The organism is Paraburkholderia caribensis, from assembly GCF_002902945.1.
GTDB classification, from domain to species: Bacteria; Pseudomonadota; Gammaproteobacteria; order Burkholderiales; family Burkholderiaceae; genus Paraburkholderia; species Paraburkholderia caribensis.
The window spans coordinates 1,250,589-1,270,117 of sequence record NZ_CP026101.1; the positions used below are offsets into that span (position 1 = coordinate 1,250,589).

At 64.5% G+C, this 19,529-nt stretch carries 21 protein-coding genes; 9 read left to right on the top strand and 12 right to left on the bottom strand.

The window, feature by feature from the left end; genetic code table 11:
- Positions 1-176: 176 nt before the first annotated feature.
- Complete coding sequence (locus C2L66_RS05555) at positions 177-1,145, top strand: EamA family transporter (RefSeq protein WP_054934326.1); 969 nt, start codon at positions 177-179, stop codon at positions 1,143-1,145.
- An 89-nt stretch (positions 1,146-1,234) separates the two neighbouring features.
- Here the strand turns inward: C2L66_RS05555 and C2L66_RS05560 are convergent, their stop codons facing one another.
- Positions 1,235-3,274 carry an NADPH-dependent 2,4-dienoyl-CoA reductase gene (locus C2L66_RS05560; protein ID WP_060601472.1) on the bottom strand — a complete coding sequence of 680 codons (2,040 nt, stop codon included), beginning with the start codon at positions 3,272-3,274 and terminating at the stop codon, positions 1,235-1,237.
- Between the two features lie 309 nt (positions 3,275-3,583).
- On the opposite strand from C2L66_RS05560, the gene C2L66_RS05565 reads away from it, so the two are divergent.
- A complete protein-coding gene (locus C2L66_RS05565) occupies positions 3,584-4,372 on the top strand; it encodes a DUF4397 domain-containing protein (RefSeq protein ID WP_054934328.1) in 789 nt (262 codons plus the stop codon).
- 230 nt (positions 4,373-4,602) lie between these two features.
- Here C2L66_RS05565 and C2L66_RS05570 read toward each other — a convergent pair whose 3' ends face one another.
- Positions 4,603-4,740, bottom strand: a complete 138-nt coding sequence (locus tag C2L66_RS05570; RefSeq protein WP_007585547.1) for an entericidin A/B family lipoprotein — start codon at positions 4,738-4,740, stop codon at positions 4,603-4,605.
- A gap of 229 nt (positions 4,741-4,969) precedes the next feature.
- The gene (locus C2L66_RS05575; protein WP_060601470.1) at positions 4,970-6,487 is read right to left on the bottom strand and encodes a sensor histidine kinase; all 1,518 of its coding nucleotides are present in this window, start codon (positions 6,485-6,487) and stop codon (positions 4,970-4,972) included.
- A gap of 227 nt (positions 6,488-6,714) precedes the next feature.
- Between C2L66_RS05575 and C2L66_RS05580 the strand changes: the two genes are divergently transcribed.
- The 5 genes from C2L66_RS05580 to C2L66_RS05600 all read left to right on the top strand — a co-directional run bounded on the left by C2L66_RS05580 (position 6,715) and on the right by C2L66_RS05600 (position 9,020).
- The gene (locus C2L66_RS05580) at positions 6,715-6,891 is read left to right on the top strand and encodes a DUF1328 family protein (RefSeq protein ID WP_082434027.1); all 177 of its coding nucleotides are present in this window, start codon (positions 6,715-6,717) and stop codon (positions 6,889-6,891) included.
- A 96-nt stretch (positions 6,892-6,987) separates the two neighbouring features.
- Complete coding sequence (locus C2L66_RS05585) at positions 6,988-7,149, top strand: DUF1328 domain-containing protein (protein WP_012400904.1); 162 nt, start codon at positions 6,988-6,990, stop codon at positions 7,147-7,149.
- A 94-nt stretch (positions 7,150-7,243) separates the two neighbouring features.
- Positions 7,244-7,789, top strand: a complete 546-nt coding sequence (locus C2L66_RS05590; RefSeq protein WP_054934330.1) for a ferritin-like domain-containing protein — start codon at positions 7,244-7,246, stop codon at positions 7,787-7,789.
- A 120-nt stretch (positions 7,790-7,909) separates the two neighbouring features.
- A complete protein-coding gene (locus C2L66_RS05595; RefSeq protein ID WP_060601468.1) occupies positions 7,910-8,554 on the top strand; it encodes a response regulator in 645 nt (214 codons plus the stop codon).
- A gap of 34 nt (positions 8,555-8,588) precedes the next feature.
- On the top strand, positions 8,589-9,020 hold the full coding sequence (locus C2L66_RS05600) for a response regulator (protein ID WP_060601466.1): 432 nt from the start codon (positions 8,589-8,591) through the stop codon (positions 9,018-9,020).
- Positions 9,021-9,050: 30 nt separating this feature from the next.
- On the opposite strand, the gene C2L66_RS05605 is transcribed toward C2L66_RS05600, so the two are convergent.
- The 9 genes from C2L66_RS05605 to C2L66_RS40535 all read right to left on the bottom strand — a co-directional run bounded on the left by C2L66_RS05605 (position 9,051) and on the right by C2L66_RS40535 (position 18,018).
- Positions 9,051-10,265, bottom strand: a complete 1,215-nt coding sequence (locus C2L66_RS05605; protein WP_060601462.1) for an MFS transporter — start codon at positions 10,263-10,265, stop codon at positions 9,051-9,053.
- A gap of 97 nt (positions 10,266-10,362) precedes the next feature.
- Complete coding sequence (locus C2L66_RS05610) at positions 10,363-11,190, bottom strand: phosphodiesterase (RefSeq protein WP_060601459.1); 828 nt, start codon at positions 11,188-11,190, stop codon at positions 10,363-10,365.
- A gap of 267 nt (positions 11,191-11,457) precedes the next feature.
- The gene (locus C2L66_RS42125; protein ID WP_257722137.1) at positions 11,458-11,580 is read right to left on the bottom strand and encodes a hypothetical protein; all 123 of its coding nucleotides are present in this window, start codon (positions 11,578-11,580) and stop codon (positions 11,458-11,460) included.
- 412 nt (positions 11,581-11,992) lie between these two features.
- Positions 11,993-13,045 (bottom strand): ABC transporter ATP-binding protein, encoded by a 1,053-nt coding sequence (locus C2L66_RS05615; protein WP_060601457.1) that lies wholly within the window; start codon positions 13,043-13,045, stop codon positions 11,993-11,995.
- Entirely contained in the window at positions 13,042-13,956 is a 915-nt protein-coding gene (locus C2L66_RS05620; protein ID WP_060601455.1) for an ABC transporter permease, read from the bottom strand. The genes C2L66_RS05615 and C2L66_RS05620 overlap by 4 nt, the downstream gene beginning before the upstream one ends.
- 48 nt (positions 13,957-14,004) lie before the next feature.
- Entirely contained in the window at positions 14,005-14,829 is an 825-nt protein-coding gene (locus tag C2L66_RS05625; RefSeq protein ID WP_060601452.1) for an ABC transporter permease, read from the bottom strand.
- Positions 14,826-15,872: an ABC transporter substrate-binding protein gene (locus tag C2L66_RS05630; protein ID WP_060601450.1), complete on the bottom strand. Its 1,047-nt coding sequence runs from the start codon at positions 15,870-15,872 to the stop codon at positions 14,826-14,828. Before C2L66_RS05630 ends, C2L66_RS05625 begins: the two co-directional genes overlap by 4 nt.
- A 42-nt stretch (positions 15,873-15,914) precedes the next feature.
- Positions 15,915-16,994, bottom strand: coding sequence for a LacI family DNA-binding transcriptional regulator (locus C2L66_RS05635; RefSeq protein WP_054934340.1), 1,080 nt, complete (start codon positions 16,992-16,994; stop codon positions 15,915-15,917).
- A 718-nt stretch (positions 16,995-17,712) separates the two neighbouring features.
- Complete coding sequence (locus tag C2L66_RS40535; RefSeq protein ID WP_148654580.1) at positions 17,713-18,018, bottom strand: hypothetical protein; 306 nt, start codon at positions 18,016-18,018, stop codon at positions 17,713-17,715.
- Between the two features lie 440 nt (positions 18,019-18,458).
- Here C2L66_RS40535 and C2L66_RS05645 point away from each other — a divergent pair, with 440 nt between their 5' ends.
- Positions 18,459-19,079 (top strand): glutathione S-transferase, encoded by a 621-nt coding sequence (locus C2L66_RS05645; protein ID WP_054934342.1) that lies wholly within the window; start codon positions 18,459-18,461, stop codon positions 19,077-19,079.
- Between the two features lie 220 nt (positions 19,080-19,299).
- Positions 19,300-19,491: a hypothetical protein gene (locus C2L66_RS05650; RefSeq protein WP_007585578.1), complete on the top strand. Its 192-nt coding sequence runs from the start codon at positions 19,300-19,302 to the stop codon at positions 19,489-19,491.
- Positions 19,492-19,529: the final 38 nt, after the last annotated feature.

A 19,529-nucleotide genomic window follows, 5' to 3' on the forward strand; every position in this document is an offset into this window, starting at 1 on the left:
GCGGCGCGAGCGATTCGCGTCCGTTGGCTGCTGTTGTTGCATTCTGCATCGCGTAGGCCATCAATTCGCACCATTGACCCGGTGCTTCCCTTGCCGTTCGACATCCGTTCTACTGCCATGCCCGCCCGCTTTGCCCTTCCTGCCGCGTCGCCGATGCGGCGCCTGCCGTCCCGTTCATGGGTGTTCAGCGGGGCCGCGGCGCGATCGCCGGCACGGGCGGGCCAGGCGTGGCGCTGAATCTCCCTGACCGTTTCCCGTTCCGCCTGCCGCAATCCCACGGCGGACAGATCGCGCTCGCGCTCGGCGTCGTCTATATCGTCTGGGGCTCGACGTACCTTGCCGTCCACGTCGCGCTCGGCTCGTTTCCGCCGCTGCTGATGTCGGGGCTGCGCAATTTTTTCGCGGGCGTCGGACTGTTCATCTTCGCCATGCGCCGCAAACCGGCTTGGCCGCCGCTGACGGAAATCCGCAATGCGGGGCTGGTCGGCACGATGCTGGTCGGCCTGTCGAGCGGGATGCTCGCCTACGGCATGCGCACCGTCGGCACGGGCACGGCGGCCGTGATGGTTGCGACTGTGCCGCTGTTCGCCACGGTCATCGCGGCGATCGCGGGGCGCAAGGTCGGCAGGGGGGAGTGGTTCGCGGTCGGGCTGGGACTCGTCGGCATCGCGATTCTCAGTCACGGCGACCAGAGCTCGGGCTCGGCGGGCGGCAGCCTCGCCATTCTGTGCGGCGCGCTGTTCTGGGCGGGTGGGGCGCATCTGGCGTCGCGCCTCAAGCTGCCGTCGGATCTGTTTCTGTCGACTTCGCTGCAGATCGGGCTTGGCGGCGCGATGTCGACGCTGGTCGCCTGGCTCTCGGGCGAGCGGATGATGGACATTCACTTCCTGCCCGTCGTCGCGTTCCTGTATCTGATGCTGATCGGCACGATGGCCGCGTATGTCGCGTACGGCTTTCTGATCCGGCACACGAGCCCGATCATCGCCAGCAGCTGCATGTACGTGAACCCGGTGGTCGCGGTTGCGCTCGGCGCGCTACTGCTCGGCGAGCCGGTGACGCGCGCCACGGTCGTCGCCACGGGCGTGATTCTGGTGAGCGTCGGGCTGTCGTTCTGGTTCGATTACCGGCGGCGCGGCGCCGCGTGAGCGGCGCCAGCCCGGCAAGCTATGACAGCGCCTGGAAGGGTGGTCAAGCGTGGTCAAAAGCCCGGCTAAAACGGCGGCTACAACCGCGGCTACAACCGCGCGGCAAGCTCGGCGCCGTCACGGATCGCCCGTTTCGCGTCGAGTTCGGCCGCCAGGGCAGCCCCGCCGATCACATGAAAGCGCGGCCCATCGGCAGCGGACGAGCGGGGCGTAGCAGGATAGAGATCGCGTAACGACTCCTGTCCCGCGCACACCACGATCGTATCGACATCGAGCCACTGCTCGCTGCCCTCACGCTCGATCAGCATCCCGCGCTCCGTGATCTGCCGATACGTCACGCCATCGAGCATCTTCACCTGGTTGCGCGCGAGCGCCGCGCGATGCACCCATCCCGACGTCTTGCCGAGGCTCGCGCCGAGCTTGCCGGCCTTGCGCTGCAACAGCCAGATCTCGCGCACGGGCACGCAGGCGCGCGGCGCCGTGAGACCGCCGCGCCCGGCGACGGACAGATCGACGCCCCATTCGGCCGTCCAGCTTTCGCGCGATAACGGCAGCGGCTCGTCCGCCGGATGCAGCAGGAATTCGCTGACGTCGAAGCCGATGCCGCCCGCGCCGATCACGGCGACGCGCCGCCCGACCTGCGCGCCGCGCAACACGTCGACATACGACAGCACGTTCGGCCCGTCGATCCCGGCAATGGCGGGGCGGCGCGGCACGATGCCCGTCGCGACGATCACGTCGTCGAACGCGCAAGCCGCGAGCAGCGCCGGATCGACACGCGTGCCGAGGCGCACCTCGACGCCATGCCTGCGCAACTGGCTGCCGAAATAGCGGATCGTCTCGCTGAATTCTTCCTTGCCTGGCACGCGCATCGCGAGATTGAACTGGCCGCCGATGGTTGCCGCCGCATCGAACAGCGTCACGCGATGGCCCCGCGCGGCCGCCACCGTCGCCGCCGACAATCCCGCCGGTCCCGCGCCTACCACGGCCACGGCGCGCGGCGGCTGATGCGAAGCGAGCGGCCGGTACACGAGTTCCGTCTCACGGCCAGCGCGCGGGTTGACGAGGCACGTCGCGCGTTGGTTCTGAAACGTGTGATCGAGACACGCCTGGTTGCACGCGATACACGTGTTGATTTCATCCGCGCGTCCTTGGGCTGCCTTCACGACGAACTCGGGGTCGGCGAGCAGCGGACGCGCCATCGACACCAGATCGCCCGCGCCTTGCGCGAGCAGGTCTTCGGCGACCTCCGGCGTGTTGATGCGGTTCGATACGATCACGGGCACGCTCACGGCCGTCTTCAGGCGTGCCGCCAGCGGTGCAAAGGCGGCGCGCGGCACCGACGTGACGATGGTCGGCACGCGTGCCTCATGCCAGCCGATGCCCGTGTTGAAGATCGTGACGCCCGCCGCTTCGAGCGCTTTCGCGATCTGCACGGTTTCGTCCCACGTGTTGCCGCCTTCGACGAGATCGATCAGCGACAGCCGGTACACGACGATGAAGCGCTCGCCGCAAGCGGCGCGCACGGCCTGCACGACTTCGCGCGCAATCCGCAGCCGGTTGTCGATGCTGCCGCCGTAGGCGTCGTCGCGCCGGTTCGTGCGCGGACATAGAAACTGGTTCAGCAGATAGCCTTCGCTGCCCATGATCTCGACGCCGTCATAGCCGGCGCGCTGCGCGAGCCGCGCGCAACGGGCGTACGCGCGCACGGTTCGCGCGATGCCCGCCAGCGTCAGCGCGCGCGGCCTGAACATCGAGATGGGCGACTTCAGCGCCGACGCCGACACGACGAGCGGCTGATAACCGTAGCGCCCCGCGTGCAGGATCTGCAGCGCGATCTTGCCGCCTTCTTCGTGGACGGCCCGGGTGAGCTTGCGATGATTGTGCAGATCGAAGACCGAGTTCAACGTGCCGCCGAACGGCAGCAGCCAGCCTTCGCGATTCGGCGAGATGCCGCCCGTGATGATGAGGCCCGCGCCGCCCTTTGCCCGCTCCCGAAAATACTCTGCGAGCTTCGGGTAATGCCAGAAGCGGTCCTCCATGCCCGTGTGCATCGAACCCATCACGACGCGGTTGCGCAGGCGCGTGAAGCCCAGATCGAGTTCGGACAAGAGCCGCGGGTAAGACATGCAAGGCACCGTGTAAAGTTGGGACGCGCTCGAACGATACACGCGCGCCCGTATAAAACCTCCGAGGGAAAATTCTAAATGCCCTCCAACCCTCGAATCTCGCGGCAATTTTATTTGCGATTCGTCGGAAATAAGCGTCGCGGCACAGCGATTGCTGTCGACAGTCGTCCAATCGACGCAGAGCATGTGCCGACGAGCACTGCCCGCCATCGTGGATAACAAGGCTCGCCGCCAACACGAGTGCCGGTAAAGGCGCAGGCGGCTAGCCGCAGATCAACGGGCTCAAGCCCAATCAGGGAGAGGTGGCAAATGAAGGTTATCAGGACCATGGCGGCGCTCATCGGAGCGGCCGCGCTCGTGTCGGCGTGCGGTGGAGGCTCGAACGACGTCGGCAAAGAACTCGGGTTGCAGAATCCGTTGATCCACTTCGTGCACGCTATTCCAAGCGGCCCGGCCGTCGATTTCCTCGTCAACGGCGGCGCATTGCAGAAGAACATCTCGTACAAGAACGTGACGAACTTCGCGAACATCAACACGGGACAGACATCGGTTGCGTATGCAGCGACGGGGACCACGACCGCGTTGGCGAGCGGCACCTTCCCCGATGTCGCGAAGGGCCACGAGTATACGGTGATCGCGGTGCCGGGCTCGTCGGGCGCGGACATCGGTCTGATCGACGATCCGTTCGACAAGGGGCTGCTGTCGAACAGCGCGCGCCTGCGGGGCTTCAACGCGTCGCTGAACGCATCCAATCTCGACCTGTATCTGGTGCCTGCGAACAACACGAACATTTCGAGCGCCAGTCCGACGCTGGCGGGCGTGTCCTTCAAGAACGCGGTGCCCGCGAGCGGCCAGGACTCGGTCTACGTATCGGGCGGCACGTATGTGCTGATCGCGACGACGGCGGGCAGCAAGACGCCGATCTTCCAGTCGAGTTCGTTCAATCTCGCGAACAACGCCGACTGGCTGGTGACGTCGGTGCCGATCGGCGGCGTGCTCAGCCAGTTGCTGCCGAACCAGATACACCTGCTCGTCGCGCAGGGCGGCAATACCACGCAACCGGCGATCGAACTGACCAATACGCTGAACGGCCAATAAAACAACGACGGCATGGCCTGATGACGAGGCGGTAGCGGGGGGACGGCACGGCGGCTCATGCGAATGGGCCGCCGTTCTGTTTTTGCGTGCTCGCTTGCTCGTGAGCCTCCGCGCGAGCCTCCCGAATGCCCAGGCACAGGCGCAAAAAAAAAGCCGCCGCGTGGGTGCGCGGCGGCGATTGAAGACAGATGAAGATCGAATCGACAGCGGATGCGATGAGCCGTGCGGTATCAGTCCGAGTGCTTCTCAGCTGAATTGGTGATCGCGTTGCCGCCCTTGGAGATGTCCTGGCCGGCGCCGGCCATCGTATTGCAGGCGGCAAGCAGTGTCGTGCCCGCGAGCAGCAGAAGTGCGATGAGTCGTGTCATGAGTTTTCTCCCTATCTGGAATAGTCAGGAATCTTTCGACTGATGCTTCGATCGATTCGCGCGCGCCGGTCTGGTCAGGTATTTCGTTCGACATCGCCCGGCGTGCGCGCCCTGTCGCCCGACCGGCGTCGCGCCAGCCGATCCGGTCTGATTCCATGTTAAGTGGCGCATGGCCGCGATGCTGTCGGCGGCGCCATGATTTTTCTGTCGGCGCAATCCTACGCGGACATCAAAGGCGATCGACGGGCGCGTGGCCTTGGGCGCTCGTGTCGTCTGGGGCGGGGCGCGGCGCCTGCTCGACGATCTGATCGATGCCCTGATCTGCTTGCCTGGCCGCGCCGACAGTCGGCACGGGCAGCACGACGCGTATGTCGGTGCCGTGCAGTTCGCCGCGCCGGATATCGAAACGTCCGCCACGCGCGGCCACGCGCTGGCGCATGCCCATCAGCCCATGCGTATGCGTGCGGGTCAGGTCGGCGGGCATGATGCCGACGCCGTTGTCGGCGATATGCAGCGACACCTCGCCAGCGGCCTTGCTCAGCGCGATCGTGACCTGCGTCGCGCGAGCGTACTTCGCCGCGTTGGTCAGCGACTCCTGCGCGACGCGAAAAAGTGCGATCTCGGTTTGCTCGTCGAGTTGCAGTTCGTCGTCGGGCAGGTGCAGGTCGAGCGCCCAGCCGTTGCGCTGGGCGGCTTCGTCGGCGAGTGTGCGCAGCGCGGTGACGAGGCCGAAGTTCGCGAGGACGGTCGGACGCATGTCCTCGATGATGCGCCGCTTGAGCGCGATGCCCTGATCGAGCGTCTCGAGCGCGCGCGCCAGTTTCTCGGCGATCGCGGGGTCGGTGCCCTGAAGCTTGCGCCGCGCCCACGCGACGTCCATCTTGCTCGCCGTGAGAATCGCACCGAGTTCGTCGTGCAGTTCGCGCGCCAGCTGGGTTTTTTCGTTTTCGCTGACGGCCTGCAAGTGCCAGCCGAGTGCTTCGAGTTGCCGCGTGCGCTCGTTGACGAGTTGATCGAGTTCTTCCTGCTGCGTGATCAATTGCTTTTGCACGCGTGCCTGACTGTCGATCTGGATGCCGAGATTGCGGAACAGCAGAATGAACAACACGATGTTGAGCGCGGATAGGCCCGCCGCGACGAAGGTGGAGACGCGCTGGTCGGCGCGGCTTGCGTCGAGCGCGCGCTGCGCGCGGCGCTCTTCGTTGTCGCGCAGTAACGATAACGTGCCCGTCACGAGCGCCGCATCGACGTTGCTGCTGGCCGCCGCGCCGCCGCATGCGGCGAGATCGAGTGGCTGCTGCGCAGCCTGTTGAAGCGCAAGCGCGCCGCTGCCGATGCGCGCGCCGATGAGCGCGGCGATCTGCGTGAAGCTGGACAGTTCCGCGCTGTCGGCGGCGCGTTTGAAATACGTGTCGAGCGAACGGATGCCGCGGCGGATGCCGGCGGCGCGCGCGCAATAGCTGCGCGCCTGGGCATCGTCCCGTGTCAGAAGAAAGCGGCTTTCATCTGCTTGCAACAGCGCGAGTTGCCCGGCGAGGTCGCTGAGCTGCACGCTCGCGTTGCGGGCTTCGAGCGCCGCTTCGTATTCCGACGCGATGCGTTGCCGCGCCGATTCCAGAATGACGAGGCCACCGCACGTGATGACGATCGCGACCGTCATCGCGATGGCCCAGCTGCGCTGATGCATCCAGTCCGTCAGCCTGGTAGTGAGTCCCGCTTGCGCCCCGTCCGACACTGCCGTCTCCATGCGATGAAGTCATCGACAGTGTAGCGTCGCGCGGCGCGTTTGCGCTTGAGCACGCGTTTGCCTGGGCGTGGCGGCGGGCCGTCAGAAGCCTCCCCGAAAGCGGATGTCGGCGGATTCCCACATGAAAAACAGCCTGCGCCCGAATGCGGGTACGCAACGTGCTCCGTACGATGAGTGCAGGAGATCCATTTGCCACATTAGCCACATTAGTCAGGGAGGTTGCCATCATGCTCAAGTGGGCATTGTTCTTCGCCGTGATTGCCGTGATCGCGGGGCTGCTCGGATTCACAGGCGTCGCGGCGGGCGCGGCGGCTATCGCGAAGTTCCTGTTCGTGGTGTTCTTGGTCCTGTGCGTCGTGTTCCTCGTGCTCGGCTTCGTCATCACGAAGAAGATCGTCGATTAGCGAAGCCGTAGAGGCAACCCAGACCAGTCAGGATAAAACGGCGGACCGCCTTGACGGTTCGCCTCCATTCATCGCTTAACAGGAAGGAGCGTTGTCATGCTGCATTACGCACTCGTGTTCTTCGTGATCGCGATCATCGCCGCTGTGTTCGGCTTCACGGGCATTGCCGCCGGCGCCGCCGAAATAGCGAAGATCCTGTTTTACATCTTCCTGGTGGTGTTCGTCGTCACGCTGCTGCTCGGCGTGTTCCGAACCTGACGCAAAGCCCGCATGGCGCACGCTGCGCCGCCGCATCTGAACGGACGACGGCCGCGTGTGCGTTTCCCACAATACCGGAACAAGGAGTCGATCAATGTCGAACGAAACGAAAGGCGAATTCGTGATGGACCTCAAGCGCATTCGTGAGCAGGCGCGCAAGGATATGGACGACGGTCCCGTCACGCAGACCTATGGCGCGAACCGCGAGACGGTGCTCAAGCTGCTCAACGGCGCGCTCGCGACGGAACTGGTCTGCGTGCTGCGCTACAAGCGCCACTACTTCATGGCGAAGGGCATCAATTCGGAAGCGGTCGCGCAGGAGTTCCTCGAGCACGCGAACGAGGAGCAGGGCCATGCCGACACGCTCGCCGCGCGTATCGTGCAACTGGGCGGCGAGCCGGACTTCGCGCCGGACAGCCTGTCGAAACGCTCGCACTCGGAATACAAGGAAGGCAACAACCTGACTGACATGATTCGCGAGAATCTGGTCGCGGAGCGCATTGCGATCGACACCTACCGCGAGATCATCCGCTATCTGGGTGACGGCGACGTCACGACGCGCCGGATGTTCGAAGAGATTCTGGCTGTCGAGGAGGAGCACGCGGACGATATGGCCGACCTGCTGTCGGGCCGGGAGTGAGGGCGGCGGGCGGCGCGGCGCGAATACGGGTAGCGTGCGGTTCGCGCCGCTGCGGCCGGTCCTGCGGGCCATGAAGCACATGCACATACAGATGCACTTGCACGGCGGAAAACCACATCCATGATTCGAGTGCTGATAGCGGACGATCACGCGATCGTCCGGGGCGGATTCAGGCAGTTCGTCGCGGACGAGCCGGACATGTGCGTCGCGGCGGAAGCATCGACGGGCGACGAGACGATCCGCCTCGTGCGCGAGCAGCCGGACGACGAGCCCTTCGATGTCGTGCTGCTCGACATCGCGATGCCCGACAAGAACGGCATCGACACGTTGCGCGTAATCCGGCAGATGCGGCCCGGGCAGGGCGTGCTGATCCTGTCCGGCTATCCCGAGAGCCAGTATGCGATCAACCTGCTGCGCGCGGGCGCGAACGGCTATCTGAACAAGGATTGCGAGCCCGACGAGATCGTGCGCGCGATCCGCTCGGTCGCGCGCGGGCATCGGTATCTGTCGGAAGCCGTCGCCGATACGCTCGCGAACAGTCTCGACAAACCCGCTGCGACGCATCCGCATGAACAGTTGTCGGAGCGCGAGTTTCAGATCTTCTGCAAGCTCGCGTCAGGGCAGATTCCGACCGACATCGCCGACGAACTCAATCTGTCGGTGAAGACGGTCAGCACGTATCGCGCGCGCGTGCTCGACAAGATGCACATGACGAATAACGCGGACATGACGTACTACGCGATCAAGAACGGCCTGATCGAATGAACCTGTGATTCCCCGCGAGCATGGAACGCAACCGATGAACGCCGACTCCGTCACCGCACACACCGATCCCGGCCGCGCGCCGTTGCGTGTGCTGCTGATCGAGGATTCGCCGCTGATCCGGCGCAGCATCGTCGAAGCGATCGACGCTTCGGGCGTGATGCAGGTAGCCGCGCAGGCCGAGTCTGCCGACGAGGCGATCGCGCTGCTGGATGGCGAAGCGTTCGACGCGGTGATCGTCGATCTGCAGTTGAAGGGTGGATCGAGCGTGCCCGTGCTTGCGTATATGCAGAAGGAAGGGCTGATCGAGTCGACGTTCGCCGCCGTGCTGACCAACCACGCGCTGCCCGCTTACCGCGAGCGCTGCCAGCAATACGGCGTGCGGCATTTCTACGACAAGTCGTTCGAGTTCGATCGCGTGATCGACGCGCTGCACGACTATGCGCAGGGGCGGCTGGAAGAGCGATAGCGGCTTCGGCGCGGCGATTTCAGTTCGCCGTCACTCCGTCGCACCTGAAGCGCCCAGCGGCTCGGGACGCCCACGCAGGTGATTGAGTCCGGCAAGCGCGGTAAACAGCAGGCCGGCGATACTCACGCCAACCCAACCGAACAGCGGCCACACGAATGCGCCGACGCCCGAACCGACCGCGCCGCCGATGAAATAGCAGACCATGTACACCGTGTTCACGCGGCTGCGCGCTTCGGGTTTCAGTGCATAGATGCGGGACTGGTTGGAGATCTGCGCTGCCTGCACGCCGACGTCGAGCACGATCACGCCGATCACGAGGCCGATGAGGCTCGTGCCCGACAGCGCGAACACGACGAACGACAGTGCCGCGAGCGCGATCGACAGCGAGACGATCGCGCGCGCCCCGCGCCGGTCGGCGAATTTGCCTGCGAGCGGCGCGGCCATGGCACCCGCCGCGCCGACGATCCCGAACAGACCCGCGGCTTGCGGCCCGTAGTGAAACGGCGCGCCCGCCAGCAACAGCGCGAGGGTCGACCAGAACAGACTGAACGCGGCGAACAGTGCGGCGCCCGTGATCGACGCTTCACGCAGGCCGCGCAGTTCGACGGCGAGATGCCACATGGAGGCGAGCAGCTTTCCGTAGGCAAGCGTCGAGGTCGGCCTGCTGCGCGGCAGCCTTGCGATGATGACGGCGGCGAGCACCAGCAGCGCGGCGATGGACGCACCGAACACGGCGCGCCAGCCGAGGTACTGGCCGACGAAGCCGGCCGCCGTGCGCGCGAGCAGAATGCCCAGCAGCAGTCCGCTCATGACCGTGCCGACTGCATGGCCGCGTTGCGATGGTGGTGCGAGTTCGGCGGCGAACGGCACGGCTTGCTGCGCGATGGTCGCGAGAATGCCGATCGCGAGACTCGCGACCACGAGCACCGACAGATTCGGCGCGGCGGCCGCGAACAGCAGTGCGATGCAGAGGGCGGCGATCTGCAGCAGGATCAGCCTGCGACGGTCGAAGCGGTCGCCGAGCGGCGCGAGCAGCAGCATGCCTGCCGCGTAGCCGAACTGGGTCATGGTCGGCACCACGCCGATCCACGATGCGCTGTGCGGAAACGACAGGCGGAAGTCGTCGAGCAACGGCTGGTTGTAGTAGATGTTCGCGACGGAGACGCCTGCGATCGTTGCGAGCAGCAGCAGAAGGCCGCTCAGCGATCTGCCGGTGGCGGTGTCGTCGGAGGCGGGTGTGGACATGATGCGGCGGCCGGCGTAGCGCCGGCGCGAGAGAGTCGAGCGTGCCGATGATACCGGAGTGGGGCGGATTCTGCTGGATGGCACGCCCGGCGCGGACTCAATCGATCAACGATCCTTCCGGTTCATAGAAGGGATAGGGGCCGTCGGCTGCATCGACATAGGCGTGATGCGTGATGAGGCCGTTCACGCTGTCGTAGCGGTGTAGCGCGAACGCGGGCGGCTCCATCATGAAGGCGGATGGCGCGTCGTCGCGCAGATCGAGCGCGACCTGATGCGCGGGCGCGGGCACCGCCGATGCGATGGTGCCGCCGAAGCGGACGAACATCGGGCGATGTACGTGGCCGCAGATGACGCGTTCGACGTTCGGATGACGTGCGATGAGGGCTGCGAGTTTTTTTGCCGAGGCCGGGTCGAGCCGCAGCGCGTCCATGTGGCCGATGCCGGACACGAAGGGGGGATGATGCAGCGCGACGATCACGGGTTTATCGTGGGCTGTCTGTAGTTGCGCTTCGAGCCAGGCGAGGCGCGCGTCGCAGAGCAGGCCGGCGCTTTGGCCGGGGACCATTGAGTCGAGTGCGATCAGGCGGAGCGGGCCGATGTCGACTGTGTATTGGATGAATTCGCTGTTGGTGTGGAGTTCTTTGTGGTCGATGAAGGTGGCGCGCAGCGCCGTGCGGTCGTCGTGGTTGCCTACTAGCAGGTAGTAGGGGATTTTTAGCGGTGCTAGCAGGGACTTCAGATGTTCGTATTGCTCGGGCTCGCCCTGGTCGACGAGATCGCCGGTGATGATGATCGCGTCCGGCGCTGGGGCGAGTGCGTTCAGGCGTTCTACGCAGCGCGATAGATACGCTGCCGTGTCCACGCGGCGGTAGGCCAGCGCGCCCGGGCGTTTGATGTGGAGATCGCTGATCTGGGCTATTAACATGAGGTTCCTCTTTGATGTTTGTGTCTGCGACGCTGTTGGGGTTTGCTTTGTGCTTTGTGCTTTGTGCTTTGTGCTTTGTGCTTTTCGCTGGCATCCGCGTTACGTTAGCTTGCTTCACACGTCGCCCCTGTGCGGGGCGGCACCTACTTTTCTTTGCCGCCGCAAAGAAAAGTAGGCAAAAGAAAGCGGCTCACACCGCCAGTTCTTGTGTTTGCCTGAGGGCCCCCAAAGGTTCTTACGCTTCACACGGCAACCACGTGACCGACGTCAGTTGCCAACGCTCTTGCGGTGCGCCTCACCCACTTCACGCACCCGCAGCGCAGCATGCCGCGCCAGACAGTCCACGGCCGCCCAGGTGGCAAACTGTGTGTAGGCCGTAGAGCTTCGCATGCTTCACTCCGGACCGATAGCGCACGCGTCCCACCCTGTAAGAGCTCTAACCTATACGACGCGACACCCTACACACAGTTTGCCACCTGGGCGGCACATACCATTCGCCGCCGCTGGCCCGGGTACGGGTAATTGAAGCGGGTGAGGCATTTGTTTGAAGCGTTGGCAACGGGCATCGACGGGTATGTTGCCGTGTGAAGCGTGGGGACGTTGGGGGCCCGTGGGTAAACGTCAAGGATTGGCGGTGTGAGCCGCTTTCTTTTGCCTACTTTTCTTTGCGGCGGCAAAGAAAAGTAGGTGCCGCCCCGCACAGGGGCGACGTGTGAAGCAAGCTAACGTAACGCGGATGCCAGCGCGAAGCCCAAACCAAGCCAAGCCAAGCCCAAACCCAAACCCAAACCCAAACCCAAACCTACGACAACGCAATCAACCCATCCCTCGCGACAGAAACCCCAACAACCGTGCCACGAGCAAGCTCAACCCTCCCAGGCACATCAACCACGATCACCTCAGGCGCCGCATCGCGAATAGTGAGCCGCGTGCGCTCACCCAAAAAAGCAGCACTCTGAACCACCCCTCGCAACTGCGCAGCAGAAAGCTCAGAAATCCACGCATCTTCAGGCCGGAAAAACACCTCATCGCCGTCAGGCGTGACGCGCGTAGCATACGTCGGCGGCAATGGAATAGCGCCACCCGTCGTGGCAAGCATTCCATCCCGCGCCTGCCCCGCCACGCGATTAATAGTCCCCACAAACTGCGCAACATTCCGGTTCGCTGGCCGGTAATAGATATCCCGCGGCGTCCCGATCTGCTCGATGCGCCCCGCGCTCATCACCACGATGCGGTCGCCCAGTTCCATCGCCTCAGCCTGATCGTGCGTCACATATATCGTCGTCATCCCAAGCTCGCGCAGCAGCGCATTCATCTCGCCGCGCAACGTGTCGCGCAAACGCGCATCGAGCGCAGTCAGCGGCTCGTCGAGCAACAACACCCGCGGCTGCGGCGCAAGCGCCCGCGCCAGTGCGACACGCTGCCGCTGGCCGCCGGACAGTTGATCGATCGGTTTGTCAGCATGACCGGTGAGCCGCATCATCGAAAGCAACTCGTCCACCCGCTGCCGCGCCTCGTCCGCCGCCACGCGCTTGATCTTCAGACCATAGTGAATGTTGCCGCGCACGGTCAGATTCGGAAACAGCGCGTAACTCTGGAACACCATGCCGACCTGGCGTTTCTCGATGGGCAGCGCCGTGACATCCTCGTCGCCAAACGCAACGCGCCCGCCTGTATCCGGCTGTTCGAGACCGGCAATCATGCGTAACGTCGTCGTCTTGCCGCAACCCGAAGGTCCAAGCAAGACCAGCGTCTCGCCCGCGCCAATCGACAGATCGAGCGGCTCGAGCACGCGCGTGCCGCGAAACGTCTTCGCGCAGCGCGTCAGTGTGATGGGAATGGAAGCGAGTTTCATGGCTGGTCTTCTGAGGATGACGAGGTATCGACGGCGCGTGCCTTCTTCTGCCGCGTGTTGCGCTGACCCGTCGCATCGACGCCGAGCCATTGCATCGCGACGAGCAGCGGCATCGTCATGATGAAAAAGAGAATGGTGTAAGCGCTGCCGATCTCGATGCGCAGCGAAGCATAGGTATCGGCGAGACCCACGGGCAGCGTTTTCGTCTCGGGCGTGTGCAGCATCCACGTGAGATTGAATTCGCCGATCGACAGCGTGACCACAGCCAGCGCGCCCGCCACGATGCCGGGCCGCACGTTCGGCAGCACGATCGTGATGAAGCGCTGAAAGAAGCTCGCGCCGAGGCTCGCGGCGCCTTCTTCGAGCGTGCGCAGCCCGGCACTCGCGCACACGGCGGCGACGGCGCGCACCATGAACGGCAGCGTGAACACCACATGCCCGACGACGATGAACGCGGCGCTCGTGCGGAACATCGTGAAGCCGCCATACACGACCAGCAGCGCGAGCGCGGACGCGAGGCCGGGCAAGGCGATCGGCAGCACGAGAAATTCTTCGATGATGCGCGAGAGACGCGTCTCGCTGCGCGCCAGCACGTAGCCGGCGGGCACGCCCGTCAGCAGCGTGATGACGAGCGTCGCGAGGGCGATTTCGAGCGACAGGAACACGGACCCGTGATACTGCGTCCACACTTCGCCGAGCCAGCGCAACGTGAGACCGCTTGCGATGCCCTGAAAATAGTTCACCGTCAGGCCCGCGACAATCGACATCACGACGGGCACGATCAGAAACGCGCACAACAGCAGCGTGACGAGCCATTGACCCGCCGCGAGCCACGCGCGCAGCGAAGGCAGGGTGAACACGCGCTTGTGCTGCATCTGAGGCGTGTTCGTGGTTTGAGCAACGGAATTCATGCGAGTGTCTTCATTCGACATGGAAAGGAATCGGCACGATCAGTCCGATCATGCCGTCGCGGCCACGGCCGAGCCGGTAACGCTGCGCGCGACGTACAGCACGCCCCACGTGACGGCCCCGAGCACGATCGACAGTCCCGCCGCCGTCACCATGTTCGCGTTGAGCGTGAACTCGGTGTAGATGGTCATGGGCAGCACGTCGATGTCGGTGGCGAGCGTGAACGCGGTGCCGAACGCGCCCATCGCCGTCGCGAAGCACACGGCGCCCGCCGCGATCAGACCGGGCGAGAGCGCGGGCAGCACGATGTCGCGCATGATCCGCCACGGCGACGCGCCGAGCGAGCGCGCGGCTTCTTCGAGCGACGCATCCAGCTTGGTCGCCGACGCCATCACCGTGACGATCACGCGCGGGATCGAGAAATACAGGTAGCCGATAAAGAGACCCGTCATCGAATACGCGAAGACCCACTTGTCGCCCGTGAGCTTGAGCGACAGCGCGCCGATCAAACCCTGACGGCCCGCCAGCATGATCACCATGAAGCCGACCACCACGCCCGGAAACGCGAGTGGAAACGTCAGTAGCGCGAGCAGCGTGCGCTTGCCGTGAAACTCGCGGCGCGCGAGCAGCAGACCCGAGATCACCGAGAGCGCTAGCGTCGTCGCCGTCACGGCCGTCGACAGCACGACCGTCGCGAACAGGCTCTTCATGTAGCGCGCGTTGGCGAGCATCGCGCCGTACGTCTTCAGCAGATGACCGTCGGCGCTGACCTGCACGAGCGCCGTCATCGGCAGCAGCCAGAAGGCGATGAACACGGCGAGCGCCGGCGCGATCAACGCGATGCGCCAGCGCAGCGGGAACGTGATGTCGTTCAATGCATCACCTGCAGATACTGCTCGCCGAAGGCCTGCTGCTTCTCGGCCATCTTTGCGAAGTCGACGGCACGCGCGCGCGCATAGTCGCTGGCGGGCAGGAACTTCGAAGCGGCATCGGCCGTCATCGTGCCGGCGCGCACGGGGCGCAGATACGCGTTCGCCCACAGCTTCTGGCCTTCGTCCGACAACACGAAATCAAGCACCTTCCTGCCGTTCGCGTCGTGCGGCGCACCCTTCACGAGGCTCATCACGTAGGGCACTTCGATCGTGCCTTCTTTCGGAATCACGAACTCGACGTTCGCGTGATCCTTGTACTTCGCGCGGTACGCGTCGAAGTCGTAGTCGAGCAGGATGGGAATCTCACCCGACAGCACGCGGGCATAGGCCGTCTGCTTCGGCACGATCGGCTGGTTGGCCTTCAGCTTCGCGAACCAGTCGAGGCCTGGCTTGAAGTTGTCGAAGCTGCCGCCCAGCGCCTGATTCACGGCAACGGCGCCCGCATAGCCGACGAAGGCGCTCGACGGATCGAGGTAGCCGATCATGCCCTTGTACTCGGGCTTCAGCAGGTCGGCCCACGAGCGCGGCACGGGCTTGCCTTCGAGTGCGTCCTTGTTGACGAAAAAGCCCAGCGTGCCCGAGTGGATCGCGAACCAGTAGCCTTGCGGGTCTTTCAGGTTGGCGGGAATGTCGTTCCAGTGCGCGGGCTTGTACGGCGCGATCACGCCCTTGTCCTTCGCCTGGAAGGCCGACGACACGCCCAGATAAACGACGTCCGCCACCGGGCTCTTCTGCTCGGCCATCAATTGCGCGATCGACTGGCCGGAATTCTTGTTGTCGAACGGCACGTGCACGCCCGTCTTTTGCTGGATGGCGTTGATCTGACTCGCCCAGTCGGCCCATTCGGGCGGGCAGTTGTAGCAGATCGCGGTTTCTTCGGCGTGCGCGAGTTGCGGTGCGGCCAGCGTCAGCACGAACGACGATGCGACCAATGCGGCGCGCGCCACGCGCAACGCTGCAATAGCGATGGAGGAACGGCAGTTCACGACAGATCTCCGGAAGTGGAAAAGGTTGGTTTTTGAAGCGGATCAGGCCGTCGAACGGACGATGCGGCTCGACGGTGCGCCCGACGTGTCGCAGATCGCCGCGATCGTCGCGCCCTCGCGCAGCGTGTGCGGCAAGGTCTGCGACAGCGACGGCGACGGCGCGTGCAGCGCGTCGTCGACACGGGACGGCTGCGAGCCGTCGACACGCGCGATCAGCCGCCGCCACGCCGCGCAGCCGATCTCGCGGTTCGGCGCACACACGCTAGCGAGCGGCGGCGACAGCAGCTCGCCCATCGCGAGGCCGTCGAAGCCAAGAATCGACATGTCGCCGGGCAGTTGCAGACGCGCGCGGCGCAGGCCGCGCATCACCACCATCGCCAGCAGATCGTTCGAGCAGAAGAGGGCCGTCGGACGGTTCGGGCCCGTCGTCAGATGGTTGAGCACAGCGGGCGCGAGCTCGTCCGCGTTGAAATCGATTTCGAGCGCGGGCGCGGGGGCGAGGCCCGCCTGCTGCATCGCCTGCGTGTAGCCGAGATGGCGCAGCCGCGCGCGGTCCGACGCGGCGAGCGTGCCTGCCAGCATCAGAATGCGGCGATGGCCGTGCGCGATCAGCATGCGCACGCCGTCGTAGGCGGCTTGCCGGTTGTCGACGGACACGGAGGGGCGGCGCACGGTGTCGTTGTGCATCAGCACGTACAGCATGCCGTCGCGGTCCAGTTCGTCGAGCAGCGGGTGGGTGTCGGCGTCGGCCACCGTCAGGATCAGGCCTTCGACGCGCTGTGCGCGCAGCGTTTCGATGGCGTGGCGTTCGCGGTCGGCGTCGTATTGCGTGGTCATCAGCATCAGCCGGTAGCCTTGCGCGGACGCCAGTTCGTCGATGCCTTGCAGGCATTCGGCGAACACGGGATTGGCGAGCGTCGGCAGCACCACGCCGATCAGGCGCGAGCGCTCGCCGCGCAACTGGCGGCCGAGCGGGCTCGGGCGGAAGTGGAGGGCGTCGATCGACTGACGCACTTTTTCGAGGGTCACGGGGTTGACCGTGTGCGGCGCGTTGATCGCGCGCGAGACGGTCGCGATCGAAAAGCCCGCATGCGCGGCGACATCCTTGATCGTGGGCGTCATCGTTGGGTTCCCGTCAGCGTGTGCCGCGCGCCGTTTCGAGGGGCGTGCGTCGTTGTAAACGTTTTCGTGGGGCGGATTATCGGGAACGTTTGTGACGGGTCGATGAAGGCGCGTCGGATCGCGGACGGGGCGAAACTGGGATTCGCGCCGGTTTGGTCAGGTTGCGGCGCGATGGTAGAATCGCGTCCGCCCTGCCGGGGTGATGAAATTGGTAAACATAGCGGACTTAAAGCATTGAGTGCCCAGCCGGAAACGGCCGGTGCAGAACCCTTCAAATTCGGCGAAACCCCTGAATGCACGCGTCCAGACTCGTGCGACGAGGCAACGCCGAGCCAAGCCCGTTTTCTTTCCTGCCGATGTGGGACGGAAGGCGCGGAAGGTGTAGAGACTAGACGGGGGGCGCCTTAGGCGATGGGCGTGCAATACGCGCATCGCGATGGCGAAGGCATAGTCCAGCGCACGAACGTTTGCTTTTCTGGTTGAAGCAGACGGCGTCGAAAGACGTAGTGTGACGAAAATCCGCCGCTTAACAGCTTGCCGGTTCGAGTCCGGTCCCCGGCACCACCCGTTCTCCCAACATTCTCGCCAGCTCGACATGACGACGCTCGCGAGCATCAGCGGTCACAACGATCTGAGATTCCTACAGGAGCGCTACCTACCGGGCGACGCCGGAACAGATTGCGGCGCCTCCGTGATGGTGTCCTGGCACGTCTGCCCGTTATGGACGCCGCCTGTTCGAACTGACCAGGGGCGCGGTGGATGAGGAGACTTCGCATGGTGCGAGTGGTCCTCGCTCGCCAAAGCACACGACACGCCCGACTTCTCTAACGTTGCGCTCGTCGCCGGTCATGATGAGTTTTGCACCGTAGTAGTCGCGAACGCGGCAAACGGTTGGCTGCGTGACAGTGCCGAACTCAAAGCCGCGCGAACGTGCCGCCGCCTTCGGGCTAGTCCGGACCACGGGCAGATCACCCTCGGCTTCCAGGATCGATTGCAGCCGTGCGATATATTCGGAGAGCTTCATTCGCGCCCCTCACGCCTGCCACTGGGCAGTGCGTGTATGTGATCTGCTCGCTGTTTCCTTCTCCGCTTCAACCAGTTGACGGGGCACGATCCAGGCTCATCGAGACGCCTGCGCGCGACAGGATCAGGAAGATCGCATCGAGACCTTCTTCAGCGGGTGCTGCGATCAACTGATGTGACAGGGATGAGAGCGACGGGTGACCGGTCGCATTCCGATCAATGCATTGCGGACCTTGCGCACGTCATGATGGCTCCGTTCCAGCCCGGCCGTGTGCCGCGCCCAACATAAGCGGCCAATAAACGGCCGATAAACGGCCGATAAACGGCCGATAAACGGCCGATAAACGGCCAATAGGCGGCCCACAGCACCCAGCCATCGCCATCCCCCGCCCATTCGTCTACAGTATCCCGCTGAGACCAACCCCAACGGGAGAAAGCAGCATGCAACTAATCGGCATGATGGATTCGCCGTATGTCCGGCGCGTCGCTATTTCACTCGCGATGCTCGGCCTGCCGTTCGAGCACAAGAGCGTATCGGTGTTCCGGCACTTCGACACGTTCGCGACGATCAATCCCGTGGTCAAGGCGCCGACCTTCATCGCCGACGACGGCACGCTGCTGATCGATTCGTCGCTGATCCTCGATTATCTGGAGCATCTAAGCCCGCCCGACAGGCGCCTGATGCCCGCCGCCCCAGGTGAGCGCCTGAAGGCACTGAACCTGATCGGCTTCGCGCTCGCCGCCTGCGAAAAGGCGATGCAAAACGTCTACGAGCTGAACCTGCGTCCCGCCGAGCGCCAGCATCAGCCGTGGATCGAGCGTGTCCAGACGCAGCTGTTCGCCGCATACGACCATCTGGAGACGGCCATCGCGGGCCGCGAAGGAAACGGCTGGCTGCTCGGCGATCGTCTGATGCAGCCGGACATCACGCTGGCCGTCACGTGGCGATTCCAGCAGTTCATGCTGCCCGATCTCGTCGATCCCGCGCGTTACCCGGCGCTGGCCGCCTTCTCGAAGCGTGCCGAAGCGTTGCCGGAATTCGTCGCCACGCCGCTCGAATGACCGTGCTTTTGTGGCTCGGGAAAGGCCCGCACGACGGGCTACACCGGGCCCAAAACCATACGGCGCAAGGCGTTGCGGGATTGTTCTGCTCCGTCGACAACTATCTTCGCGATTAGCTCATTTATCCCTAACACTTCGCTCTCTACAATCCACCCATCGAAACTTGTATGCAGACAGACGCCGTGCCCGATACGCGGCGTCATTGATGGGAGTGGTAGCCATGAGAGCGATCATCGAACGACAGCTTTATCACCCGGCAGTGGTGCTGCCGATGGTGTCGCTCATCCAGATCATGGTGCAGGTCGACTTCAATCTGAGCCAGGCGGGTTTCGTCGTCGCGACGAACGGTGCACGCGCCGCGCTGCAACGCTCGCGCGAACTGATCTGCTCGCTGCATCATTGCGATGCATGATTCGCACGGCATGACGCGCTGAACGACATCCTCGACCC